The organism is Streptomyces sp. NPDC055243, from assembly GCF_044544025.1.
Lineage (GTDB): Bacteria > Actinomycetota > Actinomycetes > Streptomycetales > Streptomycetaceae > Streptomyces.
In genome coordinates this window covers 990382-1004514 of sequence record NZ_JBITWR010000002.1, presented here as the reverse complement: position 1 = coordinate 1004514, position 14133 = coordinate 990382, and the positions used below count along the sequence as shown (strand labels likewise).

At 72.4% G+C, this 14133-nt stretch carries 11 protein-coding genes; 8 read left to right on the top strand and 3 right to left on the bottom strand.

Annotated elements, in window-relative coordinates:
* Window positions 1-35: 35 nt before the first annotated feature.
* The 5 genes from ACIGXX_RS09245 (at window position 36) to ACIGXX_RS09225 (ending at window position 6406) form a co-directional block, all read left to right on the top strand.
* Window positions 36-1730, top strand: a complete 1695-nt coding sequence (locus tag ACIGXX_RS09245; RefSeq protein WP_399974104.1) for an ABC transporter ATP-binding protein — start codon at window positions 36-38, stop codon at window positions 1728-1730.
* Entirely contained in the window at window positions 1727-3598 is a 1872-nt protein-coding gene (locus tag ACIGXX_RS09240) for an ABC transporter ATP-binding protein (protein ID WP_399974101.1), read from the top strand. The genes ACIGXX_RS09245 and ACIGXX_RS09240 overlap by 4 nt, the downstream gene beginning before the upstream one ends.
* Complete coding sequence (locus tag ACIGXX_RS09235) at window positions 3598-4686, top strand: iron-siderophore ABC transporter substrate-binding protein (RefSeq protein ID WP_351161413.1); 1089 nt, start codon at window positions 3598-3600, stop codon at window positions 4684-4686. The genes ACIGXX_RS09240 and ACIGXX_RS09235 overlap by 1 nt, the downstream gene beginning before the upstream one ends.
* A 15-nt stretch (window positions 4687-4701) precedes the next feature.
* The gene (locus tag ACIGXX_RS09230; protein ID WP_351161410.1) at window positions 4702-5238 is read left to right on the top strand and encodes an NUDIX hydrolase family protein; all 537 of its coding nucleotides are present in this window, start codon (window positions 4702-4704) and stop codon (window positions 5236-5238) included.
* Window positions 5239-5347: 109 nt separating this feature from the next.
* A complete protein-coding gene (locus ACIGXX_RS09225) occupies window positions 5348-6406 on the top strand; it encodes a YncE family protein (RefSeq protein ID WP_399974096.1) in 1059 nt (352 codons plus the stop codon).
* A gap of 38 nt (window positions 6407-6444) precedes the next feature.
* On the opposite strand, the gene ACIGXX_RS09220 is transcribed toward ACIGXX_RS09225, so the two are convergent.
* From ACIGXX_RS09220 to ACIGXX_RS09210, 3 genes are all read right to left on the bottom strand, one after another.
* The gene (locus tag ACIGXX_RS09220; protein WP_399974391.1) at window positions 6445-7677 is read right to left on the bottom strand and encodes a YhgE/Pip domain-containing protein; all 1233 of its coding nucleotides are present in this window, start codon (window positions 7675-7677) and stop codon (window positions 6445-6447) included.
* A 212-nt stretch (window positions 7678-7889) separates the two neighbouring features.
* Window positions 7890-8579 carry an esterase/lipase family protein gene (locus tag ACIGXX_RS09215; protein WP_399974093.1) on the bottom strand — a complete coding sequence of 230 codons (690 nt, stop codon included), beginning with the start codon at window positions 8577-8579 and terminating at the stop codon, window positions 7890-7892.
* Window positions 8580-8764: 185 nt separating this feature from the next.
* Window positions 8765-9496, bottom strand: coding sequence for a FadR/GntR family transcriptional regulator (locus ACIGXX_RS09210; protein WP_351161404.1), 732 nt, complete (start codon window positions 9494-9496; stop codon window positions 8765-8767).
* A 236-nt stretch (window positions 9497-9732) separates the two neighbouring features.
* Here ACIGXX_RS09210 and ACIGXX_RS09205 point away from each other — a divergent pair, with 236 nt between their 5' ends.
* The 3 genes from ACIGXX_RS09205 to ACIGXX_RS09195 all read left to right on the top strand — a co-directional run bounded on the left by ACIGXX_RS09205 (window position 9733) and on the right by ACIGXX_RS09195 (window position 13946).
* Complete coding sequence (locus tag ACIGXX_RS09205; protein WP_366462821.1) at window positions 9733-11019, top strand: SLC13 family permease; 1287 nt, start codon at window positions 9733-9735, stop codon at window positions 11017-11019.
* Window positions 11020-11101: 82 nt separating this feature from the next.
* Window positions 11102-12583, top strand: coding sequence for an acyl-CoA synthetase (locus tag ACIGXX_RS09200; RefSeq protein WP_399974088.1), 1482 nt, complete (start codon window positions 11102-11104; stop codon window positions 12581-12583).
* Window positions 12576-13946, top strand: coding sequence for a carboxyl transferase domain-containing protein (locus ACIGXX_RS09195; protein ID WP_399974085.1), 1371 nt, complete (start codon window positions 12576-12578; stop codon window positions 13944-13946). The genes ACIGXX_RS09200 and ACIGXX_RS09195 overlap by 8 nt, the downstream gene beginning before the upstream one ends.
* Window positions 13947-14133: the final 187 nt, after the last annotated feature.

The window sequence follows — 14133 nt, the reverse complement described above, 5'->3', positions numbered from 1 at the left end:
AGATTTTCCAATGTCCGGCCCTGGAGGGGTGGCGGGTGAGTTCTTCAAGTCCGTCGGGGCGGGACGTCCTGAAAAAGTCGGTACGGGGGCAGCGGCGCGACGTCGCCGTCGGCTCGGTGCTGGGCTCCGGCCATCAGATAGGCGAGGCGCTGGTCCCCGTCCTGATCGGCGTCGCGATCGACCAGGCCGTCACCGACTCCGACACCGGCGCCCTGCTCGTCTGCCTCGGTGTCCTGGCCGTCGGCTATGTGGCCCTCGCGCTGAGCTTCCGCTTCGGCGCCATGGCCGGCGAGCGCGCCGCGGCCCGCGCCGAGCACACCCTGCGCATCTCTCTCGTACGCCGCATACTCGACCCCGGCGGCGGAGCCGAGGAAGGCCGCCTGCCGGGAGCCCTGGCCAACATCGCGACCGAGGACGCCAAGCGGGTCGGCGCCGTCAACATGGCCCTGATGGCCGGGATCTCGGCGCTGATGGGCATCCTCACCTGCGCCGTCGTCCTGCTGCGGATGTCACTGACGCTCGGCCTCGTCGTCCTGCTCGGCACGCCGGTGCTGCTCTGGCTCGGGCATCTGCTGAGCAAGCCCCTCGAAAGCCGCAGCGAGGCCGAGCAGGAGCGCGCCGCGCACGCGTCCGCCGTCGCCGCCGACCTGGTGACGGGCCTGCGGATCCTCAAGGGCATCGGCGGCGAGTCGGCGGCCATCGCCCGCTACCGCACCACCAGCCGCGACTCCCTGGGGGCCACGCTCAAGGCCGCACGCGCGCAGGCCTTCCAGAGCGGTGTGGTCCTCGCCCTCACGGGGTGCCTGATCGCCGCCGTCGCGCTGGTCGGCGGCAGGCTGGCCGCCCAGGGCAACATCAGCCTCGGCGAGTTGGTGTCGGCGGTGGGCCTCGCGCTCTTCCTGATCGGCCCGCTGGAGACCCTCGCCTGGGTCAACGCCGAGCTCGCCCAGGGCCGTGCGTCGGCCGGCCGGATCGCGGAGGTCGTCGCCACCGCGCCCGCCGTCACCGCCGGGGACCGGAGCCTGCCCCAGCCGGTGCGCGGCGCCGTCCGCCTCGACGGCGTACGGCACGGCGGGCTGCACGGGGTGGATCTCGACGTCGCGCCCGGCGAACTGCTCGGCATCGTCGCGACCGATCCCGCCCACGCCACCGATCTGCTGCGCTGCCTGGCCCGGCGCACCGACCCCGCCACCGGGACCGTCACACTGGACGGCATATCCCTGCGGGACCTCGACCCGGCCGAGCTGCGCACGGCGATGCTCGTCGCCGATCACGACGCGGACCTCTTCGCGGGCACCGTCCGCGAGAACGTCACGGCCGCCGCGCCCGACGGCACCGACCCGGAACAGGCGATGGCGGCCGCCGGAGTGGCGCAGGTCGCCCAGACCCTGCCGGACGGCGAGGACACACCGGTCGGCGAGCGCGGCCACGCGCTCTCGGGCGGGCAGCGCCAGCGCGTCGCCCTGGCCCGTGCGCTGGCGGCCGAGCGGCCCGTCCTCGTGGTCCACGATCCGACCACCGCGGTCGACGCCGTGACCGAGGCCCGCATCGCGGCCGGTCTGCGCGAGATCCGCAAGGGCCGCACCACGGTCCTGGTGACCACGAGCCCCGCCCTGCTCTCGGTCACCGACCGGGTGGTGCTCCTGGACGAGGGACGGGTCACCGACTCGGCCCCGCACGCCGACCTGATCCAGCGTCACGAGGCCTATCGCACGGCGGTGTTGGCATGAACGAGACCCCTTCCGACATGAACGAGACCACCTCCGAGCAGCAGCAGGACACCCGCGAGCTGCTGCCCACCGCCACCGCGCCGCGCACCCGCGCCGCGGTCCGCGAGCTGGTGCGACCGCACCGCGGCCTGGCCGTCGGCGGCTTCGCGGTGATGATCGCGGCGACCGGCGTGGGACTCCTGGTCCAGCCGCTCCTCGGCCGCATGGTCGACCTGGTGGCCGACCAGCGTCCGCCGGGGGACCTCACGCTCCCGGTCGTGCTGCTGGTCCTGGTCGCCCTCGCGCACGGCGCGACCACCGCGCTCGGCCTGTCGCTGATCTCCCGGCTCGGTGAGACCGTGCTCGCGCAGCTGCGCGAGCGGTTCGTCGAGAAGGCCCTGCGGCTGCCGCTGGAACAGGTGGAGAAGGCCGGGGCCGGAGACCTCACCGCCCGCGTGACCCGGGACGTCTCGGTGGTCGGCGAGGCGGTGCGCAGCGCCCTGCCCGAGCTGGCCCGCTCCCTCCTGGCCATCTTCCTGACGCTGACCGCGATGGCGGTCCTCGACTGGCGCTTCCTGGTCGCGGCCCTCCTCGCGGTGCCCGTCCAGGCGACCACCGCCCGCTGGTACGTCCGCCACGCCGTCCCGCTCTACGCCCAGCAGCGCATCGCCACCGGGGCCCAGCAGCAACAGCTCCTGGACACCATCGCCGGCGCGGGCACCGTGCGGGGCTTTCGCATCGAGGAGGAGCACACCGCGCGGGTGACCCGGCGTTCGTCGACCGCGGTCGCGCTGAAGATGCGCGGCATACGGCTGGTCCTCGACTTCTACAACCGGCTGCACGTCGCCGAGTACACCGGCCTCACCGCGGTCCTCGTCACCGGTTTCCTCCTCGTCCGCGCGGACTCCGTGTCCATCGGCACCGCGACCGCCGCCGCGCTCTACTTCCACAGCCTGTTCACGCCGGTCAACTCCGCACTCGTACTCCTCGACGACGCCCAGTCGGCGACCGCCTCGCTCGCCCGTCTGGTCGGGGTCGCCGACGAGCCGACCCCGGAGCCCGCGGCCACACAGGCGACACGGCCGCGCGAGCCCGGTGCGCGGCCGGACGGCACCGTCACCGTGATCGGCATCGACCACGCGTACGTACCCGGACAGCCCGTCCTGCAGAACGTGGACCTCACGCTCCGGGCCGGGGAACGGGTGGCGCTGGTCGGCCCCAGCGGCGCGGGCAAGACCACCCTGGCCAAGCTCATCGCCGGGGTGCACCGGGCGACTTCGGGCTCGGTGCAGCTGACCGGGACGCCGGGCCGGGGCAGCGGTCTGCCGGTGGCCCTGGTCACCCAGGAGACGCACGTCTTCGCCGGGCCGCTGGCGGACGACCTGCGCCTGGCCCACCCCAAGGCCACCGACGACGAGCTGCGCACGGCGCTGACCGACGTCGACGCGCTGGAGTGGGTCGAAGCGCTGCCCGACGGCCTGGACACCGTCGTGGGCGACGGAGGCCACCGCCTCACCTCCGCCCAGGTCCAGCAACTGGCCCTGGCCCGGCTGATGCTGGCCGACCCGCCGGTGGCCGTGCTCGACGAGGCGACGGCCGAGGCGGGCAGCACCGGCGCGCGGCTCCTGGAGAAGGCCGCGGGCCGCGCGGTCGAGGGACGTACCGCGCTCGTCGTCGCGCACCGCCTCACCCAGGCCGCGACCGCCGACCGGATCGTCGTCATGGACGGCGGCCGGATCGTGGAGAGCGGCACCCACGACGAACTGCGCGAGGGCTCCGGGCCCTACGCCTCCCTGTGGCAGGCGTGGTCCGGCACCCGTACCGCGCCCGACAAGACCCCCACGCAGCATGCCGGCCCCGACACCTCCACCGTGAAGGACGACGACTGATGCTCGGCTCCCCCAGACGCGTACGCCTCTCTCCCCGACGCCCGGCGCGTCTCGCCACCGCGCTCGCCTCCGCGCTCCTCCTCATCGGCACCGCCACGGCCTGCGGCTCCGGGGACGACGCCGACACGGGCTCGGACGGCGCCGCGCCCGCGGACGGCGCCTTCCCGGTGAGCATCGCGCACAAGTACGGCAGCACCACCGTCAAGGCCGAACCCAAGCGGATCGTCACCGTCGGCCTCACCGACCAGGACGCCGTGCTCGCCCTGGGCAAGGTGCCCGTCGGCACCACCGAGTGGCTCGGCGGCTACAAGGGCGCCATCGGCCCCTGGGCATCCGACGAGCTCGGCAAGGCCAAGGCGCCGACCGTCCTGAAGGACACCGGCACCGGACCGCAGACGGAGAAGATCGCCGCCCTCCGCCCCGACCTGATCCTGGCCGTCTACGGAGGCCTCACCAAGGAGCAGTACACGACCCTGTCGAAGTTCGCCCCGGTGGTGGCCCAGCCCAAGGAGTACAACGACTTCGGGGTCCCGTGGCAGCGGCAGACGGAGACCATCGGCAAGGCGCTCGGCCAGGAGGCCGAGGCGAAGAAGCTGGTGACGGGCGTCGAGGCCGACTTCAAGACCGCGACCAAGAAGAACCCCGCGTTCGCCAAGTCCAGCGCCGTGATGGCCACTCCGTACGAGGGAATCTTCGCGTTCGGCAGCCAGGACCCCCGCTCCCGGGTCCTGACCGGTCTCGGCTTCACCCTGCCCGGCGGCCTGGACAAGGTCATCGGCGATGAGTTCGGCGCCAACATCAGCAAGGAGCGCACCGATCTGCTGGACACCGACGCGATCGTGTGGATCGCGTCCGACCCGGCGAAGGACGAGGCCAAGCTCGACAAGAACGCCCTCTACGCCGATCTGGACGTGGCCAAGGAGGACCGAGAGGTCTACGTCGCGGAGAGCAGCGACTACGGCAACTCCGTCTCCTTCGTGACGGTCCTGAGCCTGCCGTACATGCTGGACCGCCTGGTGCCGCAGCTGGCATCGGCCGTCGACGGCGACACCGCGACACGGGTGAAGCCGCACGCCGGGAACCAGTGAACGTATGATCAGCCGATGTCTGACACGACCGAAACCACGCCCGGCTGGCTGACCTCCGACGAGCTCGAGCAGGCCCGTAACCGCATGCCGATCCTGTACGTCGAGGCCGTGCCGGTGCGCGTCGACGACAGCGGCGAAGTCACCAGCATCGGACTGCTGTTGGGGATGGGACGGGACGGGTCGGTCAGCCGCTCCCTCGTCTCCGGCCGGGTCCTGCACCACGAGCGGGTCCGGGACGCCCTGCTGCGCCACCTGGAGAAGGACCTCGGCCCGGCGGCGCTCCCCCGCGTCCCGGCCTCCCTGCAGCCCTTCACCGTCGCCGAGTACTTCCCGACGCAAGGCATCACGCCGTTCCACGACCCCCGCCAGCACGCGGTGTCCCTCGCCTACATCGTGCCGGTCGCCGGCGACTGCCGTCCCCGCCAGGACGCTCTGGACCTGGCGTGGTTCAGCCCGCAGGAGGCCTTGTCGGTGGTGGTCCAGAACGAGATGCCGGGCGGTCACGGCGTCCTGCTCAAGCAGGCCCTCGCGCACGCGGGCTGCCTGTCCTGAGCAGAGCCGGGATGCGGGAAGAGCTGACGGGAGGGGCCTGACGGATTAGGTAAGTTGATCGGCGAGTGCCTTCCTCCGGAGGCACATCTGCCAAGGAGATCGACGCAGCATGAGCTCAACCATCCGCCAGGCCCGCCGAACCACCGCGATCACCGTGTCGCTCGCCGCGGGAGGTGCGCTGGTCTCGACCGGCACCGCGGGCGCCGACACCGCGAGGACCGGCTCGCCCACCGTCGCGGTGCCGATCAGGCAAGGCCTGTACCAGTCCGCGTACTCCGAGCGGAACGACGCGCTCTGGATGACCTCCTCCGTGGGCATGCCGCCCGCCACCGTCACCGACTCCCGGTTGCTGCGGGTCGACCCGGACACGCTGAAGGTCGAGAAGGCCTACGCGCCGCCGGTCACCGACGCGGCCACCGGCGCCGTCGAGTCGGTCTACGGCGTCACCGTCGACGACGAGCACAACACCGTCTGGACGACGAACACCCGCGACAACTCCGTCGCCGTCTACAGCCAGCGCACCGGCAAGCGCCTCGCCACACTGCCGAACGTCAACCACGCCCGCGAGATAGTCGTCGACGAGCGGCGCGACACGGTGTGGGCGAGCTCCTTCGCCGACGGCAGCCTCGTCGCCTTCGACTCCAAGACCTTCAAGGAGAAGAAGCGCCACACCGTCCCCGGGACCGGCCCGACGGGCATCACCGTCAACGAGCGGACCGGATCGGTGTACGCCGCCGACTACCACGGCGCCCAGATCATCGAGGTCTCCCCCGGCGCCGGGAGCCCGCGCCTCATCCCGGCCGGCAAGGGACCGCTCTCGATCGCCCTCTCCAAGAACGGCCGCACCGCCTACACCGCCGACCAGACCTCCGGCACCGTCACGGTCGTCGACCTGCGCAAGGGTGCGGTCACCCGGTCCGTGCCCACCGGCGGCGGCACCAAGTCCGTGGCCGTCGACCACCGCTCGGGCCACGTCCTGGCCGTCAACCGCACGAGCGCCACCGTCACGATCGTCGACCCGTACAAGGGCGTCGTCGTGAAGTCCGTGGCCACCGGCGCCAACCCCAATCACGTCCAGGTGGCGGGCGGCCACGCGTACGTGCTCGACAAGTCGGGCTCGGGTCCGGCGGGCGAGGATCTGCTGACCCGGGTCCGGCTGCGCCGCTGACCGGCCCGGGGAGGGTTCGGCGCGAGTTCAGGGCGAGTTCAGGGCGAGGGCTGCGGGGTCATCCGGTGCAGCCCCTTGCGGTCGTAGTAGCGGGTCATCGCGAACCCGAAGGCCGCGGCGATCACGCTCCCGATCGCGATCATGATCCAGGCGCGGCCGAGGCCCGCGTCGGCGCGGGCGTCGAAGAAGAGGATGGAACGTACGCCGCCGCTGAGTTGGCGCATGGGCTCGAAGATGCCGAGGAAGCGGTAGAAGCCGGGGACCGCCTCCAGCGGGATGGTGGCCCCGGACGAGGGCAGGCCCAGGACGATGAACACGAACATGGACACGAGCTGGCCGATCCCGCCGAAGGCCGCGTTGATGGCCTGGACCCCCAGGCCGACGGCGAGGCTCGCGCAGTAGGAGAAGATCCACAGCAGTGGCAGGTGGGTGGCGTCCATCCCGAGGATCGCGACGGTGGCCAGCATGATCAGGGTGGTGGTCAGGGCCGTGATGCCCGCGGTCATGGCCATCTTCAGGAGCAGCGTCTGCGTGCGGCTGATCGGCACGGTCGGGCGGCGGGTGTGCCAGGGGCCGATCTCACTGTCGGCGTAGCCGAGGGCGGTGTCGACGCCCATGCTGATCATGTTGGCGCCGAGGAACCCGGCCAGGACGAGCAGCAGGGTGTAGTAGAACGCGCTCAGGCCCAGGCCGCTGTTGTCGCCGATGGGGTGGCCGACCTGGGTGGTGATGCCGACGGGGTCGGCGAGCAGCAGGCCCGCGGTGGAGCCCGCCTGCCGGTCGGCGCCCGCCTCCTTCAGCTGCTTGCCGATGGCCTGGGAGGACTGCTGCGCCGCCGCGGTGGTGATCCTGCTCGCCAGGGAGGAACCGAGGCTGCCCATGCCGGGGTTGGTCAGCACCGTCATCGTCGGCCGCTCGGTCGCGCGCGTGGTGGTGAGCGCGGCGACGGAGTCGCTGAAGTCGGCCGGGATGAGCAGGGCGCCGTAGATCTTGCCGGAGTCCAGTTCTTCCTGGGCCTGCGCCCGGGTGAGCCGGCGCCAGTCGGCCTTGTCGGTCGAGGTGTCGGCGAGGATGCTCTCGGCGACCTGCGTCCCCAGGTTCTGCTTCTGTCCGGCCGGGGGCTTGCCCTGGTCCGCGTTGACGATGGCGAGGGGCAGGTCGCGCAGGTCGCGGTTCGGGCTGATGATGCCGCCCATGTAGAGCAGCGACAGGAGCAGGGCGAGCATGCCGGTCAGAACGGTGGGCACCAGCCAGAGCTTGGGGCGGCGCAGGAGTGCGGAGGCGCGGGCTTCGGTGCCGGTGCCTGTGCCTGCGCCTGCGCCTGCGCTTGTGCCTGCGCTTGTGCCTGTGTGACGGGGAGCGTTGTCGTCGTCCATGGAGCCCACCTTCGGTGCCGCGCGGGGCACCGAAGGCGAACAACACGTTCAGGAGCGAAGGACCAGGCGAATGGGTTCGGGTGGGTTCGCGTCGACCGCGGACGAAGTCAACCGCGGACGAAGTCCCGCACCCCCGCCGACACCCCGTCGTCCCCGAGCAGGTCGTTGTGTTTGAGGCACCCCGCGGCGTTGTTCGTCGCCCCGCCGAGGCGCACGCTGTCGTCCGGGTTGATGATCTCGTCGCAGTTGGACCACCAGGTCGCGTAGGCGACGTCTCCCGGCGTCTCGTCGCCCTCCGCGAGCCCGTCCTGGACGTACGAACCGGGCGTCATGTCTCGGCAGGCCTGGGACCAGGCGGCGCAGGCCCAGGCCGTCGCGGTGCCGTGGTTGGGGCCCGCGAGGGAGGCCCAGTGGGCGACCTTCCCGGTGCCGCCGCCGTGCTTGACGTACCAGCGGGTGACCAGGCTGCCGAAGGAGTGGGCGACGATGTCCACCTCCTCGGCTCCCGACCGTGCGCGCACCTCGTCGACGTACGCGGCGAACCGCCCGGAGAGTACTTCGTTCACCGACTTGCTGGTGTCGTAGCCCCAGGAGAACAGCTCCGCGTGCGTGTACCCGGACGCCTTGAAGTCGTCGCGCAGGGAGCTCCACACGCCCGGGTCGGCGTTGTAGCCGTGGACAAAGATCACCGGAGTGCGGGCGGACTTCGGGGCCTCGTCCGCCCGCGCCGCGGTCAGCGGCGTCAGCAGGGCGGCGGCGGCCGCGATGGTCAGCGGGACGGAGATTCGGCGCAGCACAGGTTCCCCCTCGGGCCGGCGGACGTCACGCGCTCGCGGTCGCCAGGACTCGTTGCGCGTGAGCAGTGCCGAGAATGGTGAGGTCTGCGACGCCGAATGAACAGCCCTGTGCGGCCGGGAAGTTACCGCAGGTACTGCCTGGGTGCCGCCTGGTGCCGCCGGGTGCTGTCAGGTGCCGCCCGGCCCTACGCCTCGGAGTGGTCCGGAGCGCTCGCCTCGTCGTCCGGGTTCCAGTCCAGGAGCCGCACCTTCGCGACCGTCCGCACGTGCCGGCGCATCGCGGCCGCCGCCGCCCGGCCCCGGCCGGCCTCGATCGCGTCGAGGATCGCGTGGTGCTGGGCGAGGGACCGGGCGGGTCGGCGCACCTGGCGCAGCGACTCGTTGCGGCTCTCGGTGATCTGCTCGGCGATGGAGCGCATGAAGTCGGCGAGCAGCACGCTGTGCGCGGCCGCGGTCACGGCGGCATGGAAGAGCCGGTCGCCCTCGACGCCCCGCTCGCCCGCCTCGATCTCCCGCGCCATCGTGTCGAGGGCGCCCCGCATCGCCCGCAGGTCCTCGTCCGTGCGCCGCTCGGCGGCCAGTTCGGCGAGTTTGGTCTCCAGGGCCTCGCGCGCCTCGAGGACGTCGGGCAGCCGCCGCCTGCGCTCCACGAGCCGCTCCACGGGCTCGGCGTCCAGGCTGTCCTTGACCAGGTAGGTGCCGCCGCCGTGCCGCACCTCGACCAGGCCCTGCACTTCGAGCACGACGATGGCCTGCTTGACGGAGGCGCGGGAAACGCCGAGGCGCTGGGCCAGTTCACGCTCGGGCGGCAGCCGGTCGCCGGAGCGCAGGCCGCCTTCGCCGACGTAAGCACGCAGCCGGTCGAGCACCTGCTCGTACAGCCTCGTCCTGCCCATGGGGCGCAGCGCGTCAGACATCCCAACCCCCCATTTCGGTCCCCGCCCGGTCGCCGTGCCGAATCCCGGCCCCCGTGCCGATGGATTCGCAGCCTAACAGCGGCCGACGCGGTGGACGAGTGGCCAAGTGGTTCAGCCAATTTGCGTCCGATCCCTTGACGGCCGAAACCGATACCCCGACGCTGAGTTCCGCCAACAGCCGGATTGGCTCAGCCACTTGGCCAATGAAGGACGGCCCCAGGGACGGGAGCCCCCCGATGTCCGCCGAACTCATCTCCATCCTCGTACTCGTGGTGGTCTTCGTGATCGCCACCACCCGCTCCATCAACATGGGCGCGCTCGCGTTCGCCGCCGCCTTCGCGGTCGGCGAGCTGGCCGCCGACCTCGACGCGGACGGCATCTTCGCCGGTTTCCCCGGCGATCTGTTCGTCGTCCTGGTCGGCGTGACCTATCTGTTCGCGATCGCCCGCGCCAACGGCACCACGGACTGGCTGGTGCACGCCTCCATCCGGCTCGTGCGCGGGCGGATCGCGCTGATCCCCTGGGTGATGTTCGTGATCACCGGGGCGCTCACCGCGATCGGCGCGGTCAGCCCGGCCGCCGTGGCGATCGTCGCGCCGATCGCCCTGAGCTTCGCCGCACAGTACGGAATCAGCCCGCTCCTGATGGGCGCCATGGTGGTGCACGGCGCCCAGGGCGGCGGCTTCTCGCCCATCAGCATCTACGGCTCGATCGTCAACGGCATCGTGGAGCGCGAGAACCTGCCGGGGAACGAGCTCGCGCTCTTCCTCGCCTCACTGATCGTCAATGTGCTCATCGCCGGGATCGTCTTCGTCCTCTTCGGCGGGCTGAAGCTGGGCGGCCGCGACACCGGCAAGGGCGCCGAGGGGATCGACGGGGACGGACCCGAAGGGGCCGAACCAGCCGGGAACGGCGCGAGTTCGCGGCTCGATCCGGCCAAGATCGCCACTCTCGCCGCCCTGGTCGCCCTCGTCGTCGCCGTGCTCGGCTTCGATCTCGACGCCGGTCTGAGCGCCATCACCCTGGCCGTGATCCTGAGCGCGGTCTGGCCCGACTCCAGCCGCAAGGCCGTCGGCGAGATCGCCTGGTCGACCGTGCTGCTGATCTGCGGCGTGCTCACCTACGTCGGCGTCCTGGAGGAGATGGGCACCATCGACTGGGCCGGAGAGGGCGTCTCCGACATCGGCGTCCCGCTCCTCGCCGCCGTGCTGCTCTGCTACATCGGCGCGATCATCTCCGCGTTCGCCTCCTCCGTCGGGATCATGGGCGCGCTCATCCCGCTCGCGGTGCCGTTCCTCGCCCAGGGCGAGATCGGCGCGGTCGGCATGATCGCGGCGCTCGCCGTCTCCGCCACCGTCGTGGACGTCAGTCCCTTCTCGACCAATGGCGCGCTGGTGCTCGCCGCCGCCCCGGACGTCGACCGGGAGCGCTTCTTCCGCCAGCTGATGGTGTACGGCGGGATCGTGGTGGCCGTGGTGCCCGCCGCGGTGTGGCTCGTCCTCGTGGTGCCAGGATTCGGGTAGGACGAACGAACCCACAGGGCACGACAGCACAGCAGCACAACGGCACGACAGCACCTCGATGACAACCAAGGAGATACGCAGCGTGAGTTCTCCCCGCCCGGCCCCTTTCCCGCCCGACTTCCCGCCCCTCTTCCCGGCCCTCGTCGCGGGCCCCGGCATCCCCGCCCTGCGCTTCGGCGAGCGCTCGCTGACGTACGCCGAACTCGCCGCCACGGCCGGGTCCCTGGCCGCCTCGATCGGCTCGGCCCGCCGGGTCGCGCTGTGGGCGACGCCGACGCTCGAAACCGCCGTCGGTGTGGTGGCCGCGCTGCTCGCCGGTGTGCCCGTCATCCCGCTGAACCCGAAGATCGGCGAGCGCGAGCTGGGGCACATCATCACGGACAGCGCCCCGTCGGTGGTGCTCGCCGCTCCGGGGGACGAACTCCCCGCGCCCCTGCGCGCGTTGGAACGTACGGACATCACCCTCACCCTCACCGGCACCGCGGCGCCGGTGGAGCTGCCCGCCGAACCGGACCCGGAATCCCCCGCCCTGGTCGTCTACACCTCGGGCACCACCGGACCCCCCAAGGGCGCGGTACTGCCCCGCCGGGCTCTCAGCTCCACCCTGGACGCCCTTGAGGACGCCTGGCAGTGGACGTCCGACGACGTGCTGGTGCACGGGCTTCCGCTGTTCCACGTGCACGGGCTCATCCTCGGCATCCTCGGGCCACTGCGCCGTGGCGGTTCGGTACGGCATCTGGGGCGGTTCTCCATCGAGGGCGTACGGCAGGAACTGGCCGACGGGTCCACGATGCTGTTCGGCGTGCCCACCATGTACCACCGCATCGCGGAGGCGCTGCCCACCGACCCGGGGCTCGCCAAGGCCCTGTCCGGCGCGCGGCTCCTGGTCTCCGGTTCGGCCGCGCTGCCCGTGCACGACCACGAGCGGATCGCGGCGGCCACCGGGCGCCGGGTGATCGAGCGGTACGGCATGACGGAGACCCTGATGAACACGAGCGTGCGGGCCGACGGCGAACCGCGCGCCGGAACCGTCGGGGTGCCGCTGGGCGGTGTGGAGCTGCGGCTCGTGGACGAGGCGGGCGCAGAGACCTCGGACCGCCAGGAGGTCGGCGAGATCGAGGTGCGCGGCCCGAACCTGTTCACCGAGTATCTGAACCGGCCCGACGCCACCGCCGCGGCCTTCACCGCCGACGGGTGGTTCCGCACCGGCGACATGGCGGTGCGCGACGAGGACGGCTACGTACGCATCGTCGGCCGCAAGGCCACCGACCTCATCAAGAGCGGCGGATACAAGATCGGCGCGGGCGAGATCGAGAACGCCCTGCTGGAGCACCCGGGGGTGCGGGAGGCAGCCGTCACCGGCGAGCCGGACGACGACCTGGGCGAGCGCATCGTCGCCTGGATCGTGCCGTCCGACCCCGCACAGCCGCCGCCGCAGGCCGACTTGGCGGACCACGTGGCCGCCCAGCTCGCCCCGCACAAGCGGCCACGGACCGTGCACTATCTGTCGGAGCTCCCCCGCAACGACATGGGGAAGATCATGAAGCGGTCCCTCCATGCCTGAGTCCGCACCCGCTCGCCCGTCCGCCCGCCAGTCCGCCCGCGCGGCCATCGCCTCCGTGGCCGACCAGGACAGCTTCCGCGAACTCGCCCTTCCAGAACAGGGGTTGAGGGAGGAGCGGCTGGACGGCCCGCTCGCCTGGCAGGGGTACGCCGATTCCCGCGCCCGGGCCGAGGCACGCACCGGCGAGCGGGAATCGGTGGTGTGCGGCACCGCCACCGTCGGCGGGACCCGGGCGGTGATCGCCTCTTTCGAGTTCGGCTTCCTGGGCGGCTCCCTCGGTGAGCGCACCGGGGACCGTCTGGAGGCCGCGCACCGGCACGCCCGGGAACACCGGCTGCCCTTCGTCTCGCTGATCGCGACGGGCGGCAGCCGTATGCAGGAAGGCATGCGCGCCCTGGTCCAACTACAGCGCGTGGCACGGCAGTCCGAGCTCACGGGCGCCGCGGGCCTCCCCCGGATCGCGGTCCTGCGCGATCCGACCACGGGCGGCGGCTGGGCCACCCTGGGAGCGGGCGCCGACCTGATCCTGGCGCTGCCCGGCAGCCAGGTCGGCTTCGCCGGGTCCCGGGTGCGCCCGGCGGACTCGGACCCGGCGGCGTACACCGCCGAGGCGCAGCTGGCGGCGGGCGCGATCGACGACGTCGTACGCCCCGAGGAGTTGCGCGACGCGCTGGGGCTGCGCCTCAGGCTGCTGTCCGCGCCCGCTCCGACGACCACACCGCCCGAGCCCCCCGCCGCCCTCGGCCGCACCGACCTGCCGGCCACCGGCTGGGAAGCCGTGAGCCGCGCCCGCGCCCCCGAACGACCGCGGGCCGCCGCCTACTTGGACGCCCACTTCACGGAGCGCGCACCCCTGCGCGGCGACCGGTGCGGGGGCACGGACCCGGGGATGCTCTGCGGGTTCGGGCTGCGCGAGGGGCGTACGGTCGCGTACGCGGCGCAGTGCGGGACGGCGACGACGCCAGCCGGGTACCGCACCGCGGCCCGCCTCGTCCGGCTCGCGGGGCGGCTCGGTCTTCCCGTGCTCACGCTCGTGGACACGCCGGGGGCCGCGAACGGGGCGGAGGCCGAACGGGCGGGAGCCGGTGCGGCGATCGCCGATCTCTTCGCCGCCGTCGCCTCCGCGCCGGTGCCGGTCACCTCGCTGGTCATCGGCGAGGGCGGCTCCGGCGGCGCACTCGCCCTCGCGGCGCCGGGCAACCTCTGGGCGACACCGGACAGCTACTTCTCGGTGATCGCCCCTGAGCTGGCCACCGCGATCCTCAAACGGGGCGGCGACGAGACCCGGTCGACGGCGGAGCAGCTGCGACTGCGCCCCCAGGATCTGGTCGAACTCGGCGTCGCACGCGGCATGGTGACCTGACGTCACCTCATGGGACACAGGAGTTGGTCAGCCCCTGTTCCGATCAACCCGGCACGCTCCTACCATCCAAACGAGGCAGCAGGACGCGAGCCGTGGTCCGCATGAGCTCTCCGGCCGCTGCCCTCCCCGTCCGAGGGTGGGGTACTCCCGCGACCCCACTGCCGGGGAGGGCATCCCGCGCGCGGGG

Coding starts and splice junctions, on each gene's coding strand:
- ACIGXX_RS09240 (WP_399974101.1), top strand. CDS start 1,727: ATGAACGAGACCCCTTCCGACATGAACGAGACCACCTCCGAGCAGCAG.
- ACIGXX_RS09235 (WP_351161413.1), top strand. CDS start 3,598: ATGCTCGGCTCCCCCAGACGCGTACGCCTCTCTCCCCGACGCCCGGCG.
- ACIGXX_RS09230 (WP_351161410.1), top strand. CDS start 4,702: ATGTCTGACACGACCGAAACCACGCCCGGCTGGCTGACCTCCGACGAG.
- ACIGXX_RS09225 (WP_399974096.1), top strand. CDS start 5,348: ATGAGCTCAACCATCCGCCAGGCCCGCCGAACCACCGCGATCACCGTG.
- ACIGXX_RS09210 (WP_351161404.1), bottom strand. CDS start 9,496: ATGTCTGACGCGCTGCGCCCCATGGGCAGGACGAGGCTGTACGAGCAG.
- ACIGXX_RS09205 (WP_366462821.1), top strand. CDS start 9,733: ATGTCCGCCGAACTCATCTCCATCCTCGTACTCGTGGTGGTCTTCGTG.
- ACIGXX_RS09195 (WP_399974085.1), top strand. CDS start 12,576: ATGCCTGAGTCCGCACCCGCTCGCCCGTCCGCCCGCCAGTCCGCCCGC.